A 24,232-nucleotide genomic window follows, 5' to 3' on the forward strand; every position below is an offset into this window, starting at 1 on the left:
GCGTTCACAGGCCCGCCAGAGTTGTTTCAAACGCGGCGCGTTCAAGCCGGGCCACCTCGTCGCGCAAACCCTGCCCCAAAGCCTCCGCGAAACGCGTCAGCCGTTCCGAGCGGCGGTCGTCGGCATGGCGGATCAGCCAGAAGGCCCGATCTAGCCGGATCTCGTCGCCGAGCACGCGCACGACCCCCGGCGCGAAGGGGATCGCGAAGTCATGCACGATGCCTAAGCCCGCCCCCGCCTCGATCATCCGCATCTGCACCGAGGCCGAGTTCGAGGCGAGCCCTACCATCTCCGCCCCGGTCTCGGCGAAATAGTCGAGCTCCTTGTCGAAGATCATGTCGGGGATATACCCGATCATCCGATGCACCGAGAGATCGGACTTGTCCCGCACCAGGGGGGCGTTGGCGAGATAATCGCGATGGGCGGCGAGGCTGAGATGATAATCGGTCAGCTTCTGCACCGTCAGGCGCCCCGCCGTCGGGCGCGACACCGCGATCGCCATGTCGGCCTCGCGTTTCGAGAGGTTGAACACGCGCGGAAGGGCGATGATCTGGATCTCGAGGCCGGGATTCTCCGCGGCGATCTTCGCACAGACCTGTGGCAGGAGGTAATTCGCGCAGCCATCGGGGGCCCCGATGCGCAGCTGGCCCGTCAGTTGCCCCGCGATCCCTGACAGCTCCTCCTCGGCGCCGGCGAAAGCCTGTTCGGCGGCTTCGGCATGGGGCAAGAGCCGATCGCCCGCCTCCGAGAGCGCATAGCCCTGCGGCGATTTCACGAAAAGCTTGGAGCCGAAGGCTTCCTCGAGCCGCGAGACCCGTCGCCCGACCGTCGCGGCGTCGAGCTTCAGACTGCGGCCCGCGCCGGACAGGCTCTCCGCCCGCGCTACGGCAAGGAAAATACGCAGATCATCCCAGTCCATTCGGCCTCACCTTTGCGAAATTGCAAAACGCTTTTGAGTTACTTCCTCTTTTATCGGCATTTTCGCAAGGCTAGAGTTCGCGCAACCCAATCGAATGAGTCTTTGCAGGAGGAGGTTCTCATGGAAGAGATCGGTCACTGGATCAACGGCAAGCGCGTTGCAGGCACTTCGGGCCGCTTCGGCGATGTCTACAACCCCGCCACGGGCGAAATCATCGCCAAAGTCGCGCTGGCCACCCCAGCCGAGCTTGACGCCGCGATCGCGGATGCCGCGAAAGCGCAGCTCGAATGGCAGAAGGTCAACCCGCAGCGCCGCGCCCGCGTGATGATGAAGTTCGGTCAACTGATCGAGCGCGACATGGACAAGCTCGCCGAGGCGCTGTCGAAGGAACATGGCAAGACCATTCCGGACGCCAAAGGCGACGTGCAGCGCGGCCTTGAAGTGATCGAAGTCTGCATGGGCGCGCCGATGCTGCTCAAGGGCGAATACACCGGCGACGCGGGCCCTGGCATCGACCTCTACTCGATGCGCCAGCCGCTTGGTGTCGTCGCGGGCATCACGCCCTTCAACTTCCCCGCCATGATCCCGCTGTGGAAAATGGGCCCGGCGCTGTCGGCCGGGAACGCGATGATCCTCAAGCCGTCCGAGCGCGTGCCGACCACCGCGATCATGCTCGCGGAACTGGCGCAGGAAGCCGGTCTTCCCGATGGCGTCCTGCAGGTCGTCAACGGCGACAAGGAAGCCGTGGACACGATCCTCGACCACGAGACGATCCAGGGCGTGGGCTTCGTCGGCTCGACCCCGATCGCGCAATACATCTATGGCCGCGCGGCGAATAACGGCAAGCGCGCGCAGTGCTTCGGCGGCGCGAAGAACCACATGCTGATCATGCCCGATGCGGATATGGACATGGCCGCCGACGCGCTGATCGGCGCGGGCTACGGCGCCGCTGGCGAGCGCTGCATGGCGATCTCGGTCGCGGTCCCCGTGGGTGAAGGCACTGCCGAAGCCCTGATCGAGCGCCTCGTGCCGAAGATCGAGAAACTCAAGGTCGGCCCCTACACCGGCGGCGACGACGTGGATTATGGCCCCGTCATCACCAAGCAGGCGCAAGAGCGCATCAAGGGCCTGATCAACTCGGGCGTCGAACAGGGCGCGGATCTCGTGGTCGACGGTCGCGACTTCTCGCTGCAGGGCTATGAGGAGGGCTTCTTCGTCGGCCCGTCGCTCTTCGACAAGGTGACCCCGGAGATGGACATCTACAAAGAAGAGATCTTCGGTCCGGTGCTGTCGATGGTGCGCACGAAGAACTACGAAGAGGCGCTCGATCTGGTGATCGACAACCCCTATGGCAACGGCACCGCGATCTACACCGCCGATGGCGACACCGCGCGCGACTTCGCCTCGAAGGTCAATGTCGGCATGGTCGGCATCAACTTCCCGATCCCGGTTCCGCTGAGCTACTACACCTTCGGCGGCTGGAAGAAGTCGGCCTTCGGCGACCTCAACCAATACGGCCCCGACGCCTTCCGCTTCTACACCAAGACCAAGACCGTCACGGCGCGCTGGTTCTCGGGTATCAAGGACGGCGCCGCGCTGAACTTCAAGGCGCTTGACTAAGAGGGTGACGGGCGGTTTCGACCGCCCTGCCCAGGCGACAAATGAGAACGCCCCGCACATGCGCGGGGCGTTTTTCTTTGCCCACCGTCAAAAGGCGGCGACGCGTGCCGGGGCACGGTCCTTATGGGATATCCCAATCGTCCTCATGTCCGACGCCGCCCATGGCCATCCAGTCGGCGCGCACCCGGGCGACGCGGGTGTCGCCCCAGGTGCGAAAGACGATGACGAACCCCTCGGACGTCACCCCATCGCTCGAGATATCCATCCGAGAGTTGTGCTCACCATCCACGTCCCACATCGAAAGCGAGACATGCACCATAGGCTTTCCACGGAAAGGTTCGGGGAATCGCACCGCCTTGCGCAGCTCGCGCGGGCCGTCGCCGGTCCACATCGTGCCGCCATCCTGAAAATCGGAGAACAGCACCAGCGAGCCCTGCTGCAATCCCAATCGATGGCTCTCAACTGTGATCATCGAGCTTTCTTTCCGGCCGTTGCACGCCTCAGTTTACGCATGGGCCGCGCAATAAAAAAGCCCCGGAAACCCGGGGCTTTTTCCATTCCTTGAAACGACGGCTCAGCCCAGCATATGCGCGCCAAGAGCTTCCATATCGGCCAGAAGCTTCGCGGTCATATCGGCCACCGAAGGATGCGCTTCGTCATGGACGCGGCGGGCTTCCTCGATCAGGCGATCGTGGACTTCCTTGGTGAACTCTTCCGCGGGCATCGAACGTTCGGCCAGAACCGTGATCCCCTCGGGGGTGATCTCGGCGAAGCCACCCGTTACCGCGTAGCTCTGGGTTTCCGAACGCGTCACCAGCGTCAGCTTGCCGGGCCGCAGCGTCGTCAGCATAGGCGCGTGGCCGGGCATGACCGTGAGGTCACCATCCGAACCGGGCACCATGACCTCGACCGCTTCCTCGACGGAGGCGAGCTTGCGCTCGGGGGCGACCAGGTCAAATTGCATCGTGTCGGCCATAACGCCTCCTTACGCCGCAGCGGCGAGTTTCTCGGCTTTCGCTTTCACTTCCTCGATGCCGCCGACCATGTAGAAGGCTGCTTCGGGCAGGTGATCGTATTCGCCAGCGACAACCGCCTTGAACGAGGAGATCGTGTCCTCGAGCGGAACCTGAACGCCGTCCGAACCGGTGAACACTTTCGCAACGTCGAAGGGCTGCGAGAGGAAACGCTGGATCTTACGGGCGCGGGCCACGGTCAGCTTGTCCTCTTCCGACAGTTCGTCCATCCCGAGGATGGCGATGATGTCCTGGAGGGCCTTGTAGCGCTGCAGGATCTCCTGCACGTCACGGGCGACCTTGTAGTGCTCTTCGCCGACGATCGCCGGGTCGAGGATGCGCGACGAGGAGTCGAGCGGGTCCACAGCCGGGTAGATGCCGAGTTCCGAGATCGCACGCGACAGAACGGTCGTGGCGTCGAGGTGGGCGAAGGTGGTGGCCGGAGCCGGGTCGGTAAGGTCGTCGGCCGGAACGTAAACGGCCTGGATCGAGGTGATCGAGCCGGCTTTCGTCGAAGTGATGCGTTCCTGCATCGCGCCCATGTCGGTGGCCAGCGTCGGCTGGTAGCCCACGGCCGAAGGGATACGACCCAGAAGCGCCGACACTTCCGAACCCGCCTGCGTGAAGCGGAAGATGTTGTCGACGAAGAACAGAACGTCGGTGCCCGACTGGTCGCGGAACTGCTCGGCCAGCGTCAGGCCGGTCAGAGCGACACGCGCGCGTGCACCCGGAGGCTCGTTCATCTGACCGTAGACCAGAGCCACCTGCGAGCTCGACAGATCGTCGGGCTTGATGACGTTGGATTCGATCATCTCGTGATAGAGGTCGTTGCCTTCACGGGTCCGCTCGCCAACACCGGCGAACACGGAGTAGCCCGAGTGCACCTTCGCGATGTTGTTGATCAGTTCCATGATGAGAACGGTCTTGCCCACGCCGGCGCCGCCGAACAGGCCGATCTTACCACCCTTCGAGTAGGGCGCGAGAAGGTCGATGACCTTGATGCCCGTCACGAGGATTTCCGAGGCGGTTGCCTGGCTTTCGAAGTCTGGCGCGGGCTGGTGGATCGCGCGGGTCTCGGTGGCTTCCACCGGGCCCTTCTCGTCCACGGGCTCGCCGATCACGTTCAGGATGCGGCCGAGCGTCGCGTTGCCGACCGGCACCGAGATCGGGGCGCCCATGTCGGTCACTTCAGCGCCGCGCACGAGACCTTCGGTCGCGTCCATTGCGATGGTACGCACCGAGTTCTCGCCGAGGTGCTGAGCAACCTCGAGAACGAGGCGCTTGCCGTTGTTGGTGGTTTCCAGCGCGTTCAGGATCGCCGGCAGTTCGCCGTCGAACTGCACGTCGACGACGGCGCCGATGACCTGGGTCACTTTACCTTTGCTTGCCATGTCTCAATTTCTCCGGTTCCGTCAGAGCGCCTCGGCGCCCGAAATGATTTCGATGAGTTCCTTGGTGATCGCGGCCTGGCGCGAGCGGTTGTATTCGATCGTCAGCTTGTCGATCATCTCGCCCGCGTTGCGCGTCGCGCTGTCCATGGCGGACATACGCGCACCTTGTTCCGAGGCACCGTTTTCCAGCAGAGCCGTGAAGATCTGCGTCGCGATCCCGCGCGGCAGCAGGTCGGTGAGGATCTGCGTCTCGCTGGGTTCGTAATCGTAATTGACCGTCGGCACGTGCTCTTCGCCCTCTTCCGGTTCATAGGAAGCGGGGATGATCTGCTTGGCGGTCGGCGTTTGCGAGATCACGCTCTCGAAGATCGAGAAGAAGATCGTCGCGACATCGAACTCGCCCTTGTCGAAGCGGCCGATGAGATCGCGCGCGATCCCCTGGGCGTCGTCATAGCTCAGCTTCTTGACTTCGCTCAGGTCCACGTGACCCACGAAATACTGGCCGTATTCCCGGCGCAGCGCATCGCGGCCCTTCTTGCCGACGGTGAGGATTTTCACCTCTTTCCCTTCGGCAAGAAGCTTTTCTGCATGCTGGCGAGCCAGCTTGGCGATGTTGGCGTTGAAGCCACCGCACAGACCACGCTCGGCCGTCATCACCACGAGAAGGTGAGTCTTGTCCGAGCCGGTGCCCTTGAGCAGGCGCGGCGCAGTGTCCGAGCCCTTCACCGAGCCCGCCAGCCCCGCCATCACGGAATGCATCCGTTCGGCATAGGGGCGCGCGGCCTCGGCGCTTTCCTGGGCGCGGCGCAGCTTCGCCGCGGCGACCATTTGCATCGCCTTGGTGATCTTCCGCGTGTTCTTGACGCTTCCGATCCGGTTTTTGAGGTCCTTAAGGCTGGGCATGTCCCTGTCCTTTCAGGCCAATCACGCGAAGGTCTTGGCGAAGTCGGCGATAGCGGCTTTGAGCTTGTCGGCGGCTTCACCCTTGATCTTGGGATCTTCCTTGGTCAGCCACTCGAGGATGTCCTTCCGCGAGTTGCGCAGGTAATCCAGCAGGCCCTGCTCGAACTTACCGACTTGCGAAACCGGGATACCGTCGAGGAAGCCGTTGGTGCCGGCGAAGATGACGGCGACGATTTCCGCGTTGGTGAGCGGCGAGTATTGCGGCTGCTTCATCAGCTCGGTCAGACGCGCACCGCGGTTCAGCAGCTTCTGGGTCGCGGCGTCGAGATCCGAGCCGAACTGGGCGAAGGCCGCCATTTCGCGATACTGGGCGAGTTCCAGCTTAACCGGGCCAGCCACGGTCTTCATCGAGTTCGTCTGAGCCGACGAGCCAACGCGCGACACCGACAGACCGGTGTTCACGGCCGGGCGGATACCCTGGTAGAAGAGTTCCGTCTCGAGGAAGATCTGACCGTCGGTGATCGAGATCACGTTGGTCGGGATGTAGGCCGACACGTCACCCGCCTGGGTTTCGATGACCGGAAGCGCGGTGAGCGAGCCCGAACCGAAGTCCTCGTTGAGCTTCGCCGAACGCTCCAGCAGGCGCGAATGGAGGTAGAACACGTCGCCCGGGTAAGCTTCACGTCCCGGCGGACGACGCAGCAGCAGCGACATCTGGCGATAGGCCACAGCCTGCTTCGAGAGGTCATCATAGATGATCAGCGCGTGCATGCCGTTGTCGCGGAAGTATTCCGCCATCGCGGTCGCGGTGTAGGGCGCGAGGTACTGCATCGGCGCGGGGTCCGAAGCGGTCGCGGCGATCACGGTGGTGTATTCGATCGCGCCGGTTTCCTCGAGCTTCTTCACGAGCTGGGCAACGGTCGAACGCTTCTGGCCGACGGCGACGTAGAAGCAGTGCAGCTTGTTCGACGGATCGGCGTCGTTATACGACTTCTGGTTCAGAATGGTGTCGAGCGCGATTGCGGTCTTGCCGGTCTGACGGTCGCCGATGATCAGTTCGCGCTGGCCACGGCCGATCGGGATCATTGCGTCCACCGACTTGAGGCCGGTCGCCATCGGCTCGTGCACCGATTTACGCGGGATGATGCCCGGGGCTTTCACGTCGGCGACGCGACGCTCTTTCGCTTCGATGGCGCCTTTGCCGTCGAGCGCGTTGCCGAGACCGTCGACCACGCGGCCGAGCAGCGCTTCACCGACCGGCACGTCCACGATCGAGTTCGTGCGCTTGACGGTGTCGCCTTCTTTGATGTCCTGGTCCGAACCGAAGATAACGACACCGACGTTGTCGGTTTCGAGGTTCAGCGCCATCCCGCGGATACCACCGGGGAATTCGACCATTTCACCGGCCTGGACGTTGTCGAGACCGTAGACGCGCGCGATACCGTCGCCAACCGACAGCACGCGGCCGACTTCGGCGACTTGGGCGTCCTGCCCGAAATTCTTGATCTGCTCCTTGAGGATCGCAGAAATCTCAGCTGCTTGGATGCCCATGTTTATCCGACCTCTTTCATGGCGTTCTTGAGGGAAGCGAGCTTCGAGCGGATCGAGGTATCGACCATGCGCGAGCCCAGCTTGACGATCATGCCGCCGATGAGGCTTTCATCGACAGCGGTGTTCAGTTTGACGGTCTTGCCCGTCTGCTTGTTCAGCACCTCGGCCAGTTTCTTGGCCTGAGCTGCGGAAAGTTCACTGGCGGAGGTGACCTCGGCGGTCACTTCGCCCTTCTCGTCGGCGATCAGAGCGGCGAGCGAGTTGAGGAGTTGCGGCAGCGCGAAGAGGCGACGCTTGGCGCCCATCAGCTGCAGCCCGTTTGACATCGGAGCCGACAAACCCATCTTGCCAGCCAGCGCGCCGACGGCGGCGGCCTGCTGGTCGCGGCTGTAGATCGGCGAGGAAATCATCTCGCGCATCTCGGCCGAACCGGCCAGCGCGTCCGAAAGCGCCGTCACATCGGCTTCGAGCGCCGCGAGGGAATTTTCTTCGCGTGAAAGTTCAAAAATTGCCAGCGCGTAGCGGCCGGCGATGCTTGCGGAAATCGAAGCTGGTTCGGACACGTCCACCCTTCCGATGCTTGTTGCCCTCACTCGACCGTTTCGGTGCCGAGAGGGCGCTCCCCCGGCGCGGGAGATCCAGCCTCTCCGCACCGCTTATCGGGGAGGCTACTAGCAGAGCAATCCCCCCCTCGCAACCGTCTTGAGCACGAGAATGTGAGCAGAAGCCCGCATTTTGCACTTCGTCGCGAGAAGGTGACACACGCGGGCCGAAAATGAGGGCGCTAACACGAATTTTCCGGCCCACGCGGCGATTTCGCGGATCCCGGTGATTCACCACGACAGGCTTGGAAAAACCGGCGGCAGGTTCGAAACTTTCCCCCACCACGGCAATTCGCGACAGGTGATTTCGCCGCGACGGGCGCGGGGCGGAGTAAAATTTCGCGTGACGTCCAGCGCGCGCCCTGGATCAGCCTGCTGAAAGACCGGGTCAGACCGGGTCTGTCGCCGGTTTCACCGCCCCTTCGAGAATCGAGAGCGGCTTGCGCACCCGCGCGCCGAGTCCCGAATTGTGCCGTGCGTGAACCTGCTTGGAGACCTCGAGCATGATCACCCCGGCGGCGAGCACCCCAGAGACCTTCACCCCGATCCGCTCCCACATCGCGGCCGAACGCAGCCAGAAGCGCCGGTGACTCGGCGGGATATAGAGCGCGCCGGTGTGTCGCTCGGGGACAAAACCCGAGCGCCGCGCGAGCTGGTCGAGCTGACCCAGCGTGTAGGGTTTGCCGAAACCGAAGGGCGTCGTTTCACGCGGCGCCCAGAGACCGGCGCGGTTGGGCACGATGAACAGCGCGCGCCCGCCCGGCCCCAGCACGCGCCAGCATTCCTCCATGAGCGCGTCGGAATTATCCGATGTCTCGAGCCCATGCATCACGATCAGCCGATCCACCCGCCCTGTCTCCAGCGGCCAGCGCGCCTCGTCGCACAGCACGGAAACATTGGGCATCCCCGCCGGCCAAGGCATTACCCCCTGCCCCGCCGGCATCAAGCCGATCACCCGGCGCGCGGGTTCCAGATAAGGACGCAGGAGCGGCACCGCGAACCCATAGCCCGCAACGGTCTGCCCCGCCATACTCGGCCCGGTCGCTGGCCACAGCGCCTCGACACGATCACGGATCGCCCGTTGCGCCGCCCGGCCAAGCTGCGTGCGGTAATAGAAATTCCGCAGGTCGAGAACGTCGAGATGCATTGCGCCTTCCGCTTCGTTGGGCTTAGCTATGTGACAAGATAATCAATGCGGTAGAAAAGACCATGGCCGTCGAATTGCTGATCGTTCCCTGTCTGGCGGACAATTACGCCTATGTCGTGCATGAGGCAGCGACCGATACCACCACCGTGATCGACGTGCCCGAGGCTCCGCCAGTGCTCAAGGCACTGACCGAGCGAGGCTGGAAAGCGAATCTCATCCTGATCACCCATCACCATGCCGACCATATCGACGGGGTGAAGGCACTTTCCGCGGCGACCGGGGCGAAGGTGATCGGGGCGGCGGCCGATGCGCATCGCCTTCCGCCGCTCGATCAGGAGGTTGCGCCGGGCGAGAAGCTCGCGATCGGGATGGAGCATGTCGAGGTGATGCCCGCCGACGGGCACACCGTGGGCCATGTCGCTTATTACTTCCCCGAGGCGGGCCTGTTGTTTTCCGGCGACAGCTTGATGAGCTGGGGCTGCGGACGTCTCTTCGAGGGTTCGGCGGCGCAGATGTTCGACACTTTGACCCGCTTCAGCGAACTGCCCGACGAGACGCTCGTCTGTTCGGGGCACGAATATACCGAGGCCAATGGCCGGTTCGCGCTCTCGCTCGAGCCCGACAACCCGAACCTGCTCGCCCGGATGGAGGAAGTGCGCGCCACGCGCGCCCAGATGCGCCCAACCCTGCCAGTCGAGCTTGGTCTGGAGAAAGCCACGAATCCCTTCCTGCGCGGCGCCGACTCAAGGCTGCGCGCGGCGCTTGGCCTGCCCGCAGACGCCACGCCGCTCGCCGTGTTCACCGAAGCGCGCGCCCGCAAGGATCGGTTCTGAGACCTAGCGCCGCGCCTCGCGCAGCACGCTCAGCGCAAGCGCAGCAAGTACCGTTCCCATCGCCCAGCGCTGCACCCACCTCCACAAAGGACGCGCGGCAAGGAACCCCGCGATGGTTCCCGCTGCAAGCACGATCCCCGCATTCACCGCCACGCTGATCACGATCTGCACCCCTCCCAGCGCCAGCGATTGCGCCAGAACCGAACCCGCCTCGGGGTCGATGAATTGCGGCAGCAGCGACAGATACATGACCGCGATCTTCGGATTGAGAAGGTTCGTCACGAAGCCCATAGCAAAAAGCTTGCGTGGCCCGTCGCGCGGCAGCTCGCGCGTCTCGAAGGCGGACCGCCCGCCGGGCCGCACCGCCTGCCAGGCGAGCCAGAGCAGATAGGCCGCCCCCGCAAACCGCAGCGCATCATAGGCGAAGGGCACCGCAAGGACGAAGGCCGTGATCCCGAAGGCCGCGCAAAACATGTAGAAGACGAAGCCCAGCGCCACCCCGCCCAACGAGATCATCCCGGCCCCGCGCCCCTGACAGATCGTGCGCGAGACTAGATAGATCATGTTCGGCCCCGGGCTGAGCACCATCGCAAGCGCCACTGCCGCGAAGGCGATCAGATGAGAGATCTCGGGCATGGCCGCGCTCCGTGCTGGTCCGTCGTCAGGCTACAGTCCGCCGCGCGATACCGCGCAAATCCTCAGGCGTCTGTCCAGACATCAAGCCGCGAGAAGGCTTTCTCCACGAAGGGCCGATATTTCTGCCAGGCGTTCGAGCTGCCCTTGTAGATCGGCTTCTTGACCTGCTCGCGCGAGGCCGTCTTGGCGACGCGCTTGTTGTCTTGCGGACGCAGGCAGGCCTCGTCCCAGGGCAGGCCGAGATAATCGATCAGCGAGCGGATCACCGTGTCGGGATCCTCGGTCAGCGCCTCGTATTTCAGGTCGAAGATCTGGCCCGGATAGAGCGCGTTCCAATGCGCCATCATATCCTTGTAGAGATGCCAGTAATCCACGAGATCATCGAGATCGTGCGCATAGGCGTTCCCGTCCGAAGCGAAGTTGTGGTGATAGATCGACCAGAGCACCGCACGCGGGTCGCGGTGCAGGTTGATGATCTTCGCATCCGGGAAGAGGACCTTGATCACGCCGATGAAGCGGAAGTTCAGCGGCATCTTGTCGGTGACATAGGGTTTGTCGCCTGCGAGCGATTTCAGGGTCTCGCGATAGGAGGCACGCAGCTCGGGACCGATCTCCTGCAGGCCATTCGGATCGGCCCAGTCGAAACGGCGCAGCCCCGTACCCAGATCGGTAAGCTCGCCGCCCGGCGCGACCATCGGGTGCGCGGTGACGATCTGCTCGACCAGCGTCGTGCCCGAACGCGGCATGCCGAGGATGAAGATCGGATCGGGGCCCTGCCCGGTTTCCGCAGGCAACGCGGGACGCGGCTCGGCGAACCCGGCCTTGATCTCGGCGAAGAGCTTTTCATCCTTCGAGATGTGATACCCGACCAGTTCCTTGCGGATGGCATTGCCGCGCGCGAAATGGGCGAAAGCGGCCTCCGGCTCGTCGAGATCGTTGCGGGCCCGACCAAGCGTGAACTCGAGATTGGCCCGGTCCTTGCCCACGATCGTCGGATCCTGAAGGGCGACATCCATCACGCCGAAGAAGGGGTCGTCCTTCACGAAGGTATGGTTGCCCGCCTTGACCTTGAGCGCAGGGCCAAAATGCGGCTCGATCGCCAGCACCGCTTCGATCTGTTCGCGCGAAGCCTCCTTGTCGCCCATGCGCGCCGTGACGATCGCGCCCTTGGTCCGGGCGTAGAGGTTGCCCGGGTCGATCTTGAGGACTTCCTCGACCTGCTGACCGGCCTTCGCGACGTCACCATAGGACAGAAGCGTCTCCGCGAGGTTCAGCCGCGCCTCGACGTAATTCGGGGCCGCTTTCACCGCCGCCTCGTAATGATCGAGCGCCTCCTTGTTGAACTCGAGCCGGTTCTTGACGTTGCCGAGATTGTTCAGAGCAACCGGATTGGTCGGTTGCAGTTCCAGAATACGCTCATATGCGTCCTCTGCCTCGTCATACTTGCCCAGCAGCATCAGCTCGTTGCCGAGATTGCCAAAATAGTCCGGGTTCAAGGGGTTGAGCTTGGTCAGCTCGCGATAGAGCGCGGCAGCCCCCTCGCGGTCATTGAGCGCCGACAACCCGTTGGCGTGGATTTCGAGCAGCGCGAGCGAGCGGGGGAACTGCATGCGAGCCTTCCTGACGAGTGCCACCATGTCGCGATCTCGCCCGGCGCGTTTGAGCGCGAAGAGCTGGCCGATCAGTTGGCGCGGCGGCTCGCGGCCGACCGCATTCGCGACAGTCGCGGCAAGTTCCGCCAGCCCAGCCTGAGCGCGCTTGTTCGCGGGGAAACGCGCCAGAAGCTCGCGATAGGTCGCCTCCGCCTCGCGAAATGCTCCGCTCTTGGCCTGCGTCTGAGCCGTACGCAGAAGCTTGTCAACCGAACCAGCCATGTCTTTCCCCTCAGTATTCCTTCACTGCCCCGGAAGGCTCGCCAATGAGCTTTACCTATTCCGGAAGCCCGGCGAAAGCCTCGCCGATCAGATGCGCGTAGCGTTGCCAATCCTGCGAACTGCCCGTGTAGATGGCGCGGCGCACCTGCAGGTTCGAGGCGGTATTGACGGCTCGGGTATTGTCCTGCGGGCGCAGGCAGGCATCGTTCCAGGGCAGCCCCAGCGCCGAGATCAGCGCACGGATCGCGGGTTCCGGGTCTGCCGTCAGCGCCTCGTAATCCACATCGATCACCGCATCGCCAAAAAGCGCGCGCCAATGCGCCATCAACTCGCGGTACAAGCCATGATAGGCCACGAGGTCGCCAAGGTCATAGCCAAAGCCATAACCCGTCCCGGTGAAGCGCATCTTGTAGATCGACCAGAGCACCGCGCGCGGATCGCGCTGGACATGCACGATGCGCGCCTTCGGAAAGAGCGCCCGGATCGCACCGATCCAAAGGAAGTTCGACGGCATCTTGTCGGTCACGAAGCCCGCCTCGCCCCCGAAGCGACGCAGCATCTCGCGATAGCTTGCCTCGATCTTCGCACCCTCGCGCTCGAAACCGGCGACCGACGACCAGTCTAGCGCCTTGAGCGCGGAGTTGAGTTCCTCGCGCTCGCCGCCCGCCACCACATCGGGATGGCTGGAAATGATCTGCTCGATCAGAGTCGTGCCAGAGCGCGGCAGACCGAGGATGAAAATCGGTTCGGGACCCGTCGGCGCCTCCAGCGGTGCAATCGGCGCATGAGGTGCGGGAAAGGCCTTGCGGATCTGGTCAAAGAGCTTGCGCGACTGCGCGGTATCGTATCCGATCTCGGCCTTGCGCTCGGCATTGGCCTGCTTGAGCCGGGCGTAGGAACGCTCGATCTCGCCCAGATCCTCATAGGCCTTGGCCAAAGCGAACCCAAACTGCGAGCGATCCGAGACAGGCGTCGAGGGGTTGCGGTGAAGCGCCTCGAGCGTCGCGATCTGCGGGTCTCCGGGCTGGAATTTCTGCACCAGCGCCCGGTTGAGATGGATCGCTGCCGATTTCGGCGCGAGCGTCAGCGCCGCGTCGAACTGCGCCTTCGCACCTTCGGTATCTCCCTGCGCCTTGAGCAGATTGCCCAGCAGATCGAGCAGGTTCGGGTTGTCCGGCGCAAGCTTTACCGCCGCCTCGATGTGGCGGCGCGCCTCGGGCACCTCGCCGCGCAGGTAGAGAAGCTTGCCGAGGTTCACCCGCGCGGGCAGCAGGTCGGGCCGGGCGGCGACGGCTGCGGCGTAATGCTCCATCGCGCGCTCGGGCTCGCGCTGATTGGCCAGCGCATTGCCGAGGTTGTTGTGGGCCACCGCATCGCCCGGACGCAGCTCCAGCAGGCGTGAGAAGGTTTCGACGGCCCCTTCGGCATCGCCCCCCATCAGCCGCGCATTGCCAAGCTTGCCCAGCAATTCGACATCCATCGGGCGCATATCGGCAAGCTGCTTGTAAAGATCCGCCGCGCCACGATGATCGCCGATATTCAGCAAGCCGACCGCACGCAGTTCAAGGATCGGCTCGGCGCGCGGGAACCGCGCGAGCGCCGGGACGGTCGCGGCCACGAGATCACGAAAACGGCGCGCCCGCGCCAGCCCGACAAGCTCCTCGATCATCGCCCGCGGTGGCTGACCCAGCGGCCCCTGTCCGCGCACCGCTTGCAACTCGGCCAGCCCCGCCTGTGCGCGCTTGTTCGAGGGAAAGCGGGCAAGCACCTCGCGATAGAGCGCCTCGGCCTCGGCAAAGGCACCGCTTTTCGCCTGTGCCTTGGCGATGCGCAGGGTCTTGTCCACCGAACCGCTCATACTCTCTCCCGATGTGGAACCGCGCCCGAACATAGCGGGGGGTGAGAGGATGACAAGCGCGCGTTTGCTCCGCATCGCCAAGCGCGCCCGCGATCGCGCCCTCCATGTTCCGCACCGTCGCGTCCGCTTGCATCCCGACCGCGCAAAGGCGATACCTGACGCGCCTTTTCAAATCACGATCCGATGCCGCTCAGCCAGCTTCCGAAAGACATCCGCCGCCAATTCCGTCGCTTCGGTCCCTCGATGGGCCGCCGCCCGGCGGTCGATATCCTGCGCGGAGCGATCGGGGCTGGCGTGGCAATCCTCTTCGTCACCTTCATCGTGACCACCCTACCCCATTCACGCGAGGCGGGGATCTATCTCGTGTCCAGCTTCGCCTCGACCGCCGTGTTGCTCTTCGTCCTGCCCAATTCACCTCTCTCCCAGCCCTGGGCGGCGATGATGGGAATGATGATTTCGGCGGTGGTGCCGGTCGCGGTGCTGATGCTGATCCCTCCGCCCTATGCCGACGGGATTGCGGTCGCGGGCGCGATCGTCGCGATGATGGCCGCGCGTGCGCTGCATCCGCCGGCCGCCGGGATCGCCTTGCTCGCGGTGCTCGAACACGAGGCGGGCCGCCATGTCGGCTTCGGCTTCGCGATCTTCCCGATCGGGATGATGACGGCGATTCTGATCCTTTCCGCGATGCTCTGGAACCGTCTCTTCGGCATCGCCTATCCGACCCGCCCGCTCGCCCATCATCCCGCCCATGTGGGCCGCGCCCGCGGGCCTGCGCGCTCTCTGAGCCAGCGCGACCTGCAAGAGCTGCTTGTCGAATTCAACCAGTCCGCCAACGTGGCCCCCGCCGATCTGGCCCGTCTGATGGCCGCAGCCGAGCACCGCGCGGCCGAAGCGCTTCTGGCCGATACCCGCGTGCGCGATCTGATGACGCAAAACCCCGTCACCGTATCGCCCGAGGCGCCGCTATCGGAGATCGTGCGCAAGATGACCGCGCTGAACGTGCACACCCTGCCGGTGGTGGACAGCGCGGGATACTACCTCGGGGTGGTCGACCAGCATGACGCGCTCGAGGAGCTGTTCAAGGAATTCGACGTGCTGCGCCGCCCGCTGCGGTTCCGCGCGGCCCCACCCGAGGCCGAAGCGCGCGCAATTTTTCACACCGATATCGAAACGGTCGAGGGCGATACCCCGATCGGCACCCTTCTCGAACGGCTCGCCCACCGCGAGGCCCGCGTGATTCCGGTGACGGAAAGCAGGCGGCTGGTGGGCATCCTGACCCGAACCGATATCATCGCGCTGCTTCTCGAACATTCCCCGGCCGCCCATCGCGAAGCGGATCTCGACGAAGAGGACGCGGACGAAATGGACGCGCCGGAAGCGCCTGCGACGGGCGTAGATGACACCGCGCCCGAAGATGCCGAGGAGGCCGATATCGCGGCTGCGTTGCAGAAAACGACGACCCGGCGACCGCCCGTTCCTGAAGACACGCAGGAGGACGCTGCCCGATCGCGCTCCGAGTCGCCCAAGTAACAGGCACAGCCCTTGAACGGGCGGAAACCCTCCCCATATGGGGAGCATCATCCGCAAAACCCCCAACATATTGCGCGCCCTTGGTGCGCTCATGCACCGCCGGTGCGACGAAGTGACCGTTTTTTCCGCACGAATCGGACCCGTGTCGCTTTTTGAGCGTGAAAAGACTTGAAGCGCAGCAAATTCCACCGAACTTTAAAAGTATGAGGTCAGGATGGCTCGGGTATCCCCTCGCGCCACCTCTCGCAGGAAAGGAGCAGCTCATGCCGTCGTTTTCCAATACGCTCGAACAGGCCATTCACGGTGCACTGGCGCTCGCCAACGCCCGAAAACACGAATTGGCGACGCTCGAGCATCTGCTCCTCGCACTGATCGACGAGCCCGATGCCGCGCGCGTGATGAAAGCCTGCGCCGTCGATCTCGATGAATTGCGTGCAACGCTGGTCGAATTCATCGATGACGAACTCTCCACCCTCGTGACCGAGATCGAAGGGTCCGAAGCCGTGCCGACCGCCGCTTTCCAGCGGGTGATCCAGCGCGCCGCGATTCATGTCCAAAGCTCGGGCCGCTCGGAAGTGACCGGGGCGAACGTGCTCGTCGCGATCTTCGCCGAGCGCGAGAGCAACGCCGCCTATTTCCTGCAAGAGCAGGACATGACGCGCTATGACGCGGTGAACTTCATCGCCCATGGTGTCGCGAAAGATCCCGAGTTCGGTGAAACGCGTCCCGTGTCCGGCGCCGAGGAAGAGCAGAAGGCCGAAGGGCCCGCTCAGGCCGACGCGAAGGACAGCGCGCTCGAAAAGTACTGCGTCAACCTCAACGTCAAATCCGAGAAGGGCGATATCGACCCGCTGATCGGGCGCGAGCACGAGGTGGAGCGTTGCATTCAGGTGCTGTGCCGCCGCCGCAAGAACAACCCGCTCCTGGTGGGCGATCCCGGCGTGGGCAAGACCGCGATCGCGGAAGGTCTCGCACTCAAGATCGTGCGGGGCGAAACGCCTGAGATCCTGTCGAAAACCACGATCTACTCGCTCGACATGGGCGCGCTGCTCGCAGGCACCCGCTATCGCGGCGATTTCGAAGAGCGCCTGAAGGCGGTCGTGAAGGAGCTTGAAGAGCATCCCGACGCGATCCTCTTCATCGACGAGATCCACACCGTGATCGGCGCCGGCGCGACTTCGGGTGGCGCAATGGATGCCTCGAACCTGCTCAAGCCCGCGCTTCAGGGCGGCAAGCTGCGCACGATGGGCTCCACCACCTACAAGGAGTTCCGCCAGCATTTCGAGAAGGACCGCGCGCTGTCGCGCCGGTTCCAGAAGATCGACGTGAACGAGCCTTCGGTGCCGGATTCGATCAAGATCCTCATGGGTCTCAAGCCCTATTTCGAAAAGCACCACGACATCCGCTACACCAATGACGCGATCAAGGCGGCAGTGGAGCTGTCGGCGCGCTATGTGCATGACCGCAAGCTGCCCGACAAGGCGATCGACGTGATCGACGAGGCGGGCGCGGCCCAGCACCTCTTGCCCGAGAGCAAGAAGCGCAAGACGATCGGCGCCAAGGAGATCGAAGCGGTCGTCGCCAAGATCGCCCGCATCCCTCCGAAGAATGTCTCGAAGGACGATGCCGAGGTGCTGAAGGATCTCGAAAAGTCGCTCAAGCGTGTCGTTTTCGGTCAGGACAATGCGATCGAAGCGCTGTCCTCGGCGATCAAGCTGGCCCGCGCAGGCCTGCGCGAGCCCGAGAAGCCGATCGGCAACTACCTCTTCGCGGGCCCGACCGGCGTCGGCAAGACCGAAGTTGCCAAGCAGCTCGCCGATACGCTCGGGGTCGAGCTGGTCCGGTTCGACATGTCCGAATACATGGAGAAACACGCGGTCTCGCGCCTGATCGGTGCACCTCCGGGCTATGTCGGCTTCGATCAGGGCGGCATGCTCACCGATGCGATCGACCAGCACCCGCATTGCGTGCTGCTGCTCGACGAGATCGAGAAGGCGCACCCGGATGTATACAACATCCTGCTGCAGGTGATGGATCACGGGAAACTCACCGACCATAACGGGCGGACCGTCGATTTCCGCAACGTGATCCTGATCATGACCTCGAACGCGGGCGCTGCCGAACAGGCGAAATCCGCGATCGGCTTCGGGCGCGACCGGCGCGAGGGCGAGGATACCGCCGCTATCGAGCGGACCTTCACGCCCGAATTCCGCAACCGTCTGGATGCCGTGGTCAGCTTTGCACCGCTGCCGCGCGAGGTCATCTTGCAGGTGGTCGACAAGTTCGTGCTGCAACTCGAAGCGCAGCTCATCGACCGCAACGTGCATATCGAGCTCACCCCGGCCGCCGCGAACTGGCTCGCCGAGAAGGGCTACGACGACAAGATGGGCGCGCGTCCGCTGGGCCGCGTCATTCAGGAGCACATCAAGAAGCCGCTGGCCGAGGAATTGCTCTTCGGCAAGCTCACGAAGGGCGGCGTGGCCAAGGTCTCGGTCAAGGACGACAAGATCGTCATCAAGGTCGAGGAACCGGGCCGCAAGCGGATCTCGGGCTCCAAGCCGCCGCTGCTCACCGCGGAATAAGCGGCGCGGTCAAAGGCTGACGCAAAAACTAACCCCCGGCACTGCGAGACAGTGCTGGGGATTTCTTTTTCAAGAGCTTTGGGTTTGGCCAATAGCGAACTCTTTGGCCCCAATGACCTGCACTCGGTGCTGAAACTCGCGCGCCCCTCCGATCACGTTTGCCGTTTGTGGCGCAGCGCACGCCCGGGCGGAGCGGGCCACCTCCCGCGCGCCTCCGGTCTGACAAGGTGAGACAACGCCCCGTCCGCCGTCAATGCGCGCTCACCCATGCCTCTCAACGAAACCGGCGCTTTGGCGTAGCGAGCCAGGCGTGCCCCCGCCAAACATCGCCGGGGCCCCCTTCCCTGCTAAGGATGAAGTCCCGTCACGGAATAGGCGCCGCAGGCCCCGGCTGACCCGAGGGTTTCTCTCCCGCCCTGGATTTCTGCGCGACCTCTTCCTCCTGTGCCTCAGGCGGCAGAAGAGAAATGATCCGCGCGCCAGCCTCGACCTTCATCGCCTCCGGATCGGTGACGAAGCGCAGGTCTCCGTTGCGCGCGATCACCATCACCGGCTGCGCATTGGGGCGCTTCTCGCGCCATTGCGGCAGACCGTATTCCTCGGTGATCTTCGTCACGCGGAAGATCCAACCCTCGGCAAGAAGCTTCTCCCACCCTTCAAGCGTCCGCCCAGCCCCGAAACGCCGTCCACCAAGCTGGGTGGGCAGTGCATGGCGCTCGCGGTCGTCCTTGAGCCGCGGCATCTGCCAGACCTTGTCCCGACCCAGCTCCGGCGCGAGATCGGTTGCGACAAGCGTGTTGTAGGCATCGTTATCGGTCGCCGCGAGCAGCGTCGAATAGGACATCAGTTCGACGGTATCCTCGGCCGCTTCACCGAGAATATCACCGTAGAAGGTCTTGATCCCGTTGGCGCGCGGCCGGATCAGGTGAGCGTGGTTCGGATCGGTGATCAACACCGGCACCTCCGCTTTCATCAGCGTTTCGGCCAGCGCCGTCGTAAAGCGCGAGCCCCCCACGATCAGCAACCCCGGCTTGTCGGTATTGGCCAGCCCCAACCTCCGCGCCATCGGCGCCAGCGTGAAGCCGTGCACGATCACGGTCAGCAGAACGAGCACGAAAGCCAGCGGCCCGATCCGGACCCCGTCAAGCACCCCCACCTCGGCAAGGCGCTGCCCGAAAAGCCCCGCCACCGCCACGAGCACCACCCCGCGCGGGCCGGTAAAGGCAATGAACAGCCGCTCGTTGCGCGGCAACCCCGAGCCGATCAGCGAGATCAGCACCGTCAGCGGCCGTGCGACGAGAACCACGAGCACCACGAACAAAAGCGCATGCCAGTCCAGCGCCGCAAGCTGGTCGATCTCGATATTGGCCGCGAGCAGAATGAAGACGCCCGAGACGAGCAGCACGGTCGCATGTTCCTTGAAACGGCGGAGTTCCTCGTAAGAGGGCAGATCCGCGTTTCCGATCACCAGACCCATCACCGTCACCGCCAGAAGGCCGCTCTCGTGCAGGACGCTGTCGGTGACGGCGAAAGTGATCAACAACGTCGCGAACAGCACCGGCACCTTCATGAATTCGGGCACGAGACCACGGCCGAAAGCCCGCGCGATCCCCCAGCCCACCGCCCCGCCGATCACCGCCGCGAAGGCGATGCCAAGCGCGAGATGGCCGATCGCCTCTCCCATGGGCAGGTTCGAGCGCAGCGTGATCACCACCTCGAAGGCCAGAACGGCTGCCAGCGCGCCGATCGGGTCGTTGACGATCGCTTCCCATTGCAGAAGCCGCGCCGGCCTGCGTGCCAGTTTCGCCGTGCGCAGCAAGGGGGCGATGACCGTTGGACCGGTGACCACCATGATGCCGCCGAACACGGCCGCGCTCTCCCAGCTGAGCTGCGCGCCCCAGACAAGGGCCAGCGTGGACAACAGCCAGCCCAGCGGCGCGCCGATGAACACAAGCCGCTTCACACCCGATTTCGCATCACCCAGCCGGTGGAGATCGAGTGAGAACCCTCCCTCGAAGAGAATGACCGCCACGGCGAGCGCGATCAATGGACTGAGAAGTTCTCCGAAATCACGGCTCGGGTTCAAAAGTCCGGTTGCGGGACCCGCGATCAGACCCGCGGCAAGCATGATGACGATCGCGGGCAGGCGCAGCCGCCAGGCGAGCCATTGCGCCCCCACGCCGAATACCCCCACCAGCCCGAAGGCCAGGACGGGGCCGAGCCCCGCGCTTTCCGCAACTGCCATGATCGTCCCTCAGAAACCTACTCGGGCCAAACCCGCTCCAGAAGGTCAGGTTCCGTGTCCCTATGCAAGCCCTCGCCCCCTGCGTCAATTCCGGCGTAAAGATTGACCTTTACGTCGCAATCGGCTAGGGCGTGCGCGAAGCCTCGCAATCCGGCGAGGCGCAGTCAGGGCGCCCGGTTTCCTCAAGCGCCCAAGTGCGGTTCCCCTCCGACGTGGGCCGCGACAGGACGCGATACAGGAATTCCAAGGACCCCAATGACCAAATTTTCCGATCTGAAGCTGGACCCGAAGGTCCTTTCCGCCGTTGCCGATGCGGGCTACGAGACGCCCACGCCGATCCAGGCGGGCGCGATCCCGCCCGCGCTCGAAGGCAAGGACGTGCTGGGCATCGCGCAGACCGGCACCGGCAAGACCGCAAGCTTCACGCTGCCGATGCTGACCCTGCTGCGCCGTGGCCGCGCCCGGGCGCGGATGCCGCGCTCGCTGGTGCTTTGCCCGACGCGCGAACTGGCCGCGCAGGTGGCGGAGAACTTCGATCTCTACGCGAAGAACACGAAACTGACCCGCGCGCTGCTGATCGGCGGCGTCTCCTTCGGCGAGCAGGACAAGCTCATCGACAAGGGCGTCGACGTGCTGATCGCCACGCCGGGCCGCCTGCTCGACCATTTCGAGCGCGGCAAGCTGATCCTCACCGACGTGAAGGTGATGGTCGTGGACGAGGCCGACCGGATGCTCGACATGGGCTTCATCCCCGATATCGAGCGTATCTTCCAGCTCACGCCCTTCACCCGCCAGACGCTGTTCTTCTCGGCGACCATGGCGCCCGAGATCGAGCGGATCACCAACACCTTCCTGCACGCGCCCGTGCGCGTCGAGGTTGCGCGTCAGGCGACGACCTCCGAGACGATCACCCAGAAACTGGTGGAGATCACCCCGGCGCGGCGCGACCAGACGGCGAAGGCCAAGCGCGAACTGCTGCGCGCGCTGATCAGCGCCGAGGGCGAGACCTGCACCAACGCGATCGTCTTCTGCAACCGTAAGGTCGATGTCGATATCGTTGCGAAGTCCTTGCAGAAATACGGCTTCGACGCGGCCCCGATCCATGGCGATCTCGACCAGAGCCAGCGCATGCGCACGCTGGATTCGTTCCGCGACGGCTCGCTCAAGGTGCTCGTGGCCTCGGATGTGGCCGCGCGCGGCCTCGATATTCCGGCAGTGAGCCATGTGTTCAACTACGACCTGCCGATGCATGCCGAAGACTATGTCCACCGTATCGGCCGCACCGGTCGCGCGGGCCGCAAGGGCACGGCGATCTCGATCGCGGTGCCGCAGGACGAGAAATTCCTCAGCCAGATCGAAAGCCTCGTGAAGATGGAAATCCCCCGCGCCGAGACGCCGGAAGGGTTCGAGCTTTCCGAAGGCGCGAAGCAACCCGCGCGCAAGCGCGAAGACGACAAGGGCGGCCGCTCGCGCGGCGGTCGTGGCCGGGAACGCGGCGAGCGTGGCGAACGCGGTAGCCGTGACCGCAAGCGCGAAGCCAGCCAACCCGAAGCGATCAAAGAGGCTCAGACCGACGCCCCGCAACAGGCCGAGGCGAAACCCGCCGAGCCGGAGCAGCGCATCGAGACCCGGACCGAGCCGAAATTCGAGGACGATAACAAGTCCCGCCGTTCGCGCGGTGGCCGAAACCGGCGCGAGCGCGACAATGATGTCGTCGGCATGGGCGATCACGTCCCCGACTTCCTCACCGTCTCCTTCCGTCCCTCGAAATCGGAAGAAACGGCCGAGGACAGCGCCGAAGGCTGATCCTTTCGAGTTTGTAAAAATATCCCCGCCGGAGGCATCCTCGGGCGGGGATTTTTTATGTCGTCGGAATATGGGCGCGGGAGCGCGCTCACTCCATCAGGCGGCTGGTGACAACGATCACCTCGGGTTTCTTGCCGATCTCTTCCATCGAGACCTGCCGCGCGATGCGGCGCAGAGCCTCGTCGATCTTGTCGTCGTTGGACAGGATCTTGACCGGCGCGCGGTCGAGGAACTCGGTCATCTCATCCTCGATCTGCTCGGCCAGCGGCGCGCCCGAGCGCCCCGTTTTCGGCAGGCCCATCAGCTCGACCCAGGGCTCACCAAGGGCCTGGTCTTCCTCGTCGAGGATGACCGTGACCAGCACCAGACCGTTGAGCGCCATGCGGATGCGGTCACGCACCACACCATCCAGAGCCCCGATCTGCACCGAGCCATCGAGATAAGTCCGGCCCGCCTCGATATGTTCCGCGACCTTCGGGAAATCGCCGGTCAGGTCGATCATGGTCCCGTTGGTCGCGACGACCGACGCGATCCCCTTGTCGGCGCCGATTTTTGCGTGCTCGCGCAGGTGGCGGTGCTCACCATGCATCGGGATCAGCATCTTCGGGCGCAGCAGGTCATGCACGGCCTCGAGATCAGGCCGGTTCGCATGGCCCGAGACGTGATAAAGCCCGCCCCGGTCATCGACCACGTCGACGCCCATCTCGGAAAACGAATTCATGATGCGGATCACGCCGCGCTCATTGCCCGGAATGGTCTTGGAGGAGAACAGGAACGTATCGCCCTCCTTCATCTGCAACCCGAGATACTTTCCGCGCGCTAGCTGGGCCGAGGCGGCACGACGCTCGCCCTGCGAGCCGGTCACGATCAGCATCAGGTTCTGACGCGGCACCTCGACGGCTTCCTCGGCCGGGATTGTACCGGGCATGCCCATCAGAACGCCGGTTTCCTCGGCGGTCGAAACCATGCGTTTCATCGCGCGGCCCAGCAGGCAGACCGAGCGACCCGCAGCCTTGCCCGCCTCGGCAAGCGTCTTCAGCCGTGCCACGTTCGAGGCGAAGGTCGTGGCAACCACCATGCCCTGTTGCGAGGCGATCAACTCGGCCAGCGGCTCGGCCAGCGTGGCCTCCGACCGGCCGGGCTGGGGCGAGAACACGTTGGTGGAATCGCTCACCAGAACTTTCACGCCCTCGCCTTCCTTGGCGATCTCGTGCCAGAGCTCGGGGTCGAAGGGCTCGCCCACGATCGGGTTGCCGTCGAGCTTGAAATCGCCCGTATGCACGACGCGGCCCGCGGGCGTGTCGATCACCAGCGCGGAGCTTTCCGGGATCGAGTGCGAGACCGGCACGAATTGCACCGTGAAGGGGCCACAGGAAATGGTTTGCGGGCGCGGCTCGACAATCGAGATCGTCTCGGGCGGGATCCCGGCCTCTTCGAGTTTCAGCTGCCCGATCCGTCCGGTGAAGGCACGCGCATAGACCGGCTTGCGCAGTTTGCCCCAGACGTGGGGGAGCGCGCCGATATGGTCTTCATGGGCGTGGGTGATAAAGATCGCCTCGATCCGGTCGGCATTGTCCTCGAGCCATTCGAGATCGGCGAAGATCAGGTCGACGCCGGGCGTGCCGTCCATATCCGGGAAGGTCACCCCCAGATCCACCACGATCAGCCGCTCCTTCCCCTCGGGACCATAGCCATAGACATAGGCGTTCATGCCGATCTCGC

General features: G+C 64.2%; 18 protein-coding genes. 5 read left to right on the forward strand and 13 right to left on the reverse strand.

What is annotated here, in order from left to right; genetic code table 11:
* Positions 1-4 precede the first annotated feature (4 nt).
* Complete coding sequence (locus tag BMI90_RS13605; protein WP_078530039.1) at positions 5-919, reverse strand: LysR family transcriptional regulator; 915 nt, start codon at positions 917-919, stop codon at positions 5-7.
* A gap of 120 nt (positions 920-1,039) precedes the next feature.
* Here BMI90_RS13605 and BMI90_RS13610 point away from each other — a divergent pair, with 120 nt between their 5' ends.
* Positions 1,040-2,539 carry a CoA-acylating methylmalonate-semialdehyde dehydrogenase gene (locus BMI90_RS13610; RefSeq protein WP_078530040.1) on the forward strand — a complete coding sequence of 500 codons (1,500 nt, stop codon included), beginning with the start codon at positions 1,040-1,042 and terminating at the stop codon, positions 2,537-2,539.
* A gap of 121 nt (positions 2,540-2,660) precedes the next feature.
* Here the strand turns inward: BMI90_RS13610 and BMI90_RS13615 are convergent, their stop codons facing one another.
* The 7 genes from BMI90_RS13615 to BMI90_RS13645 form a co-directional block, all read right to left on the reverse strand.
* Complete coding sequence (locus BMI90_RS13615) at positions 2,661-3,011, reverse strand: H-type lectin domain-containing protein (RefSeq protein WP_078530041.1); 351 nt, start codon at positions 3,009-3,011, stop codon at positions 2,661-2,663.
* A 102-nt stretch (positions 3,012-3,113) separates the two neighbouring features.
* Complete coding sequence (locus tag BMI90_RS13620; protein WP_078530042.1) at positions 3,114-3,515, reverse strand: F0F1 ATP synthase subunit epsilon; 402 nt, start codon at positions 3,513-3,515, stop codon at positions 3,114-3,116.
* Between the two features lie 9 nt (positions 3,516-3,524).
* Positions 3,525-4,943 carry a F0F1 ATP synthase subunit beta gene (gene atpD / locus BMI90_RS13625; protein WP_078530043.1) on the reverse strand — a complete coding sequence of 473 codons (1,419 nt, stop codon included), beginning with the start codon at positions 4,941-4,943 and terminating at the stop codon, positions 3,525-3,527.
* Positions 4,944-4,964: 21 nt separating this feature from the next.
* Positions 4,965-5,846 (reverse strand): F0F1 ATP synthase subunit gamma, encoded by an 882-nt coding sequence (locus tag BMI90_RS13630; RefSeq protein WP_078530044.1) that lies wholly within the window; start codon positions 5,844-5,846, stop codon positions 4,965-4,967.
* A 21-nt stretch (positions 5,847-5,867) separates the two neighbouring features.
* Positions 5,868-7,397 carry a F0F1 ATP synthase subunit alpha gene (gene atpA, locus BMI90_RS13635; RefSeq protein ID WP_038079007.1) on the reverse strand — a complete coding sequence of 510 codons (1,530 nt, stop codon included), beginning with the start codon at positions 7,395-7,397 and terminating at the stop codon, positions 5,868-5,870.
* 2 nt (positions 7,398-7,399) lie between these two features.
* Entirely contained in the window at positions 7,400-7,960 is a 561-nt protein-coding gene (locus BMI90_RS13640; RefSeq protein WP_078530192.1) for a F0F1 ATP synthase subunit delta, read from the reverse strand.
* Between the two features lie 427 nt (positions 7,961-8,387).
* Positions 8,388-9,146, reverse strand: coding sequence for a methyltransferase domain-containing protein (locus BMI90_RS13645; RefSeq protein ID WP_078530045.1), 759 nt, complete (start codon positions 9,144-9,146; stop codon positions 8,388-8,390).
* A 62-nt stretch (positions 9,147-9,208) separates the two neighbouring features.
* On the opposite strand from BMI90_RS13645, the gene gloB reads away from it, so the two are divergent.
* Positions 9,209-9,979, forward strand: a complete 771-nt coding sequence (gene gloB, locus BMI90_RS13650; RefSeq protein WP_078530046.1) for a hydroxyacylglutathione hydrolase — start codon at positions 9,209-9,211, stop codon at positions 9,977-9,979.
* A gap of 3 nt (positions 9,980-9,982) precedes the next feature.
* On the opposite strand, the gene BMI90_RS13655 is transcribed toward gloB, so the two are convergent.
* From BMI90_RS13655 to BMI90_RS13665, 3 genes are all read right to left on the reverse strand, one after another.
* Positions 9,983-10,615: a LysE family translocator gene (locus tag BMI90_RS13655; RefSeq protein WP_078530047.1), complete on the reverse strand. Its 633-nt coding sequence runs from the start codon at positions 10,613-10,615 to the stop codon at positions 9,983-9,985.
* A gap of 62 nt (positions 10,616-10,677) precedes the next feature.
* Positions 10,678-12,489: a sulfotransferase gene (locus BMI90_RS13660; protein WP_078530048.1), complete on the reverse strand. Its 1,812-nt coding sequence runs from the start codon at positions 12,487-12,489 to the stop codon at positions 10,678-10,680.
* Positions 12,490-12,544: 55 nt separating this feature from the next.
* Positions 12,545-14,347 carry a tetratricopeptide repeat-containing sulfotransferase family protein gene (locus tag BMI90_RS13665; RefSeq protein WP_168172789.1) on the reverse strand — a complete coding sequence of 601 codons (1,803 nt, stop codon included), beginning with the start codon at positions 14,345-14,347 and terminating at the stop codon, positions 12,545-12,547.
* A gap of 183 nt (positions 14,348-14,530) precedes the next feature.
* Between BMI90_RS13665 and BMI90_RS13670 the strand changes: the two genes are divergently transcribed.
* Together BMI90_RS13670 and clpA are read left to right on the forward strand one after the other, a co-directional pair.
* Positions 14,531-15,877 carry an HPP family protein gene (locus tag BMI90_RS13670; RefSeq protein ID WP_078530050.1) on the forward strand — a complete coding sequence of 449 codons (1,347 nt, stop codon included), beginning with the start codon at positions 14,531-14,533 and terminating at the stop codon, positions 15,875-15,877.
* Between the two features lie 263 nt (positions 15,878-16,140).
* Positions 16,141-18,459 carry an ATP-dependent Clp protease ATP-binding subunit ClpA gene (clpA, locus tag BMI90_RS13675; protein ID WP_078530051.1) on the forward strand — a complete coding sequence of 773 codons (2,319 nt, stop codon included), beginning with the start codon at positions 16,141-16,143 and terminating at the stop codon, positions 18,457-18,459.
* Between the two features lie 364 nt (positions 18,460-18,823).
* On the opposite strand, the gene BMI90_RS13680 is transcribed toward clpA, so the two are convergent.
* Positions 18,824-20,704: a sodium:proton antiporter gene (locus BMI90_RS13680; RefSeq protein WP_078530052.1), complete on the reverse strand. Its 1,881-nt coding sequence runs from the start codon at positions 20,702-20,704 to the stop codon at positions 18,824-18,826.
* Positions 20,705-20,959: 255 nt separating this feature from the next.
* Between BMI90_RS13680 and BMI90_RS13685 the strand changes: the two genes are divergently transcribed.
* On the forward strand, positions 20,960-22,510 hold the full coding sequence (locus BMI90_RS13685) for a DEAD/DEAH box helicase (RefSeq protein ID WP_078530053.1): 1,551 nt from the start codon (positions 20,960-20,962) through the stop codon (positions 22,508-22,510).
* Between the two features lie 88 nt (positions 22,511-22,598).
* Here the strand turns inward: BMI90_RS13685 and BMI90_RS13690 are convergent, their stop codons facing one another.
* Entirely contained in the window at positions 22,599-24,221 is a 1,623-nt protein-coding gene (locus BMI90_RS13690) for a ribonuclease J (RefSeq protein ID WP_078530193.1), read from the reverse strand.
* Positions 24,222-24,232: the final 11 nt, after the last annotated feature.

Source organism: Thioclava sp. L04-15 (assembly GCF_002020275.1).
Taxonomy (GTDB): domain Bacteria; phylum Pseudomonadota; class Alphaproteobacteria; order Rhodobacterales; family Rhodobacteraceae; genus Thioclava; species Thioclava marina.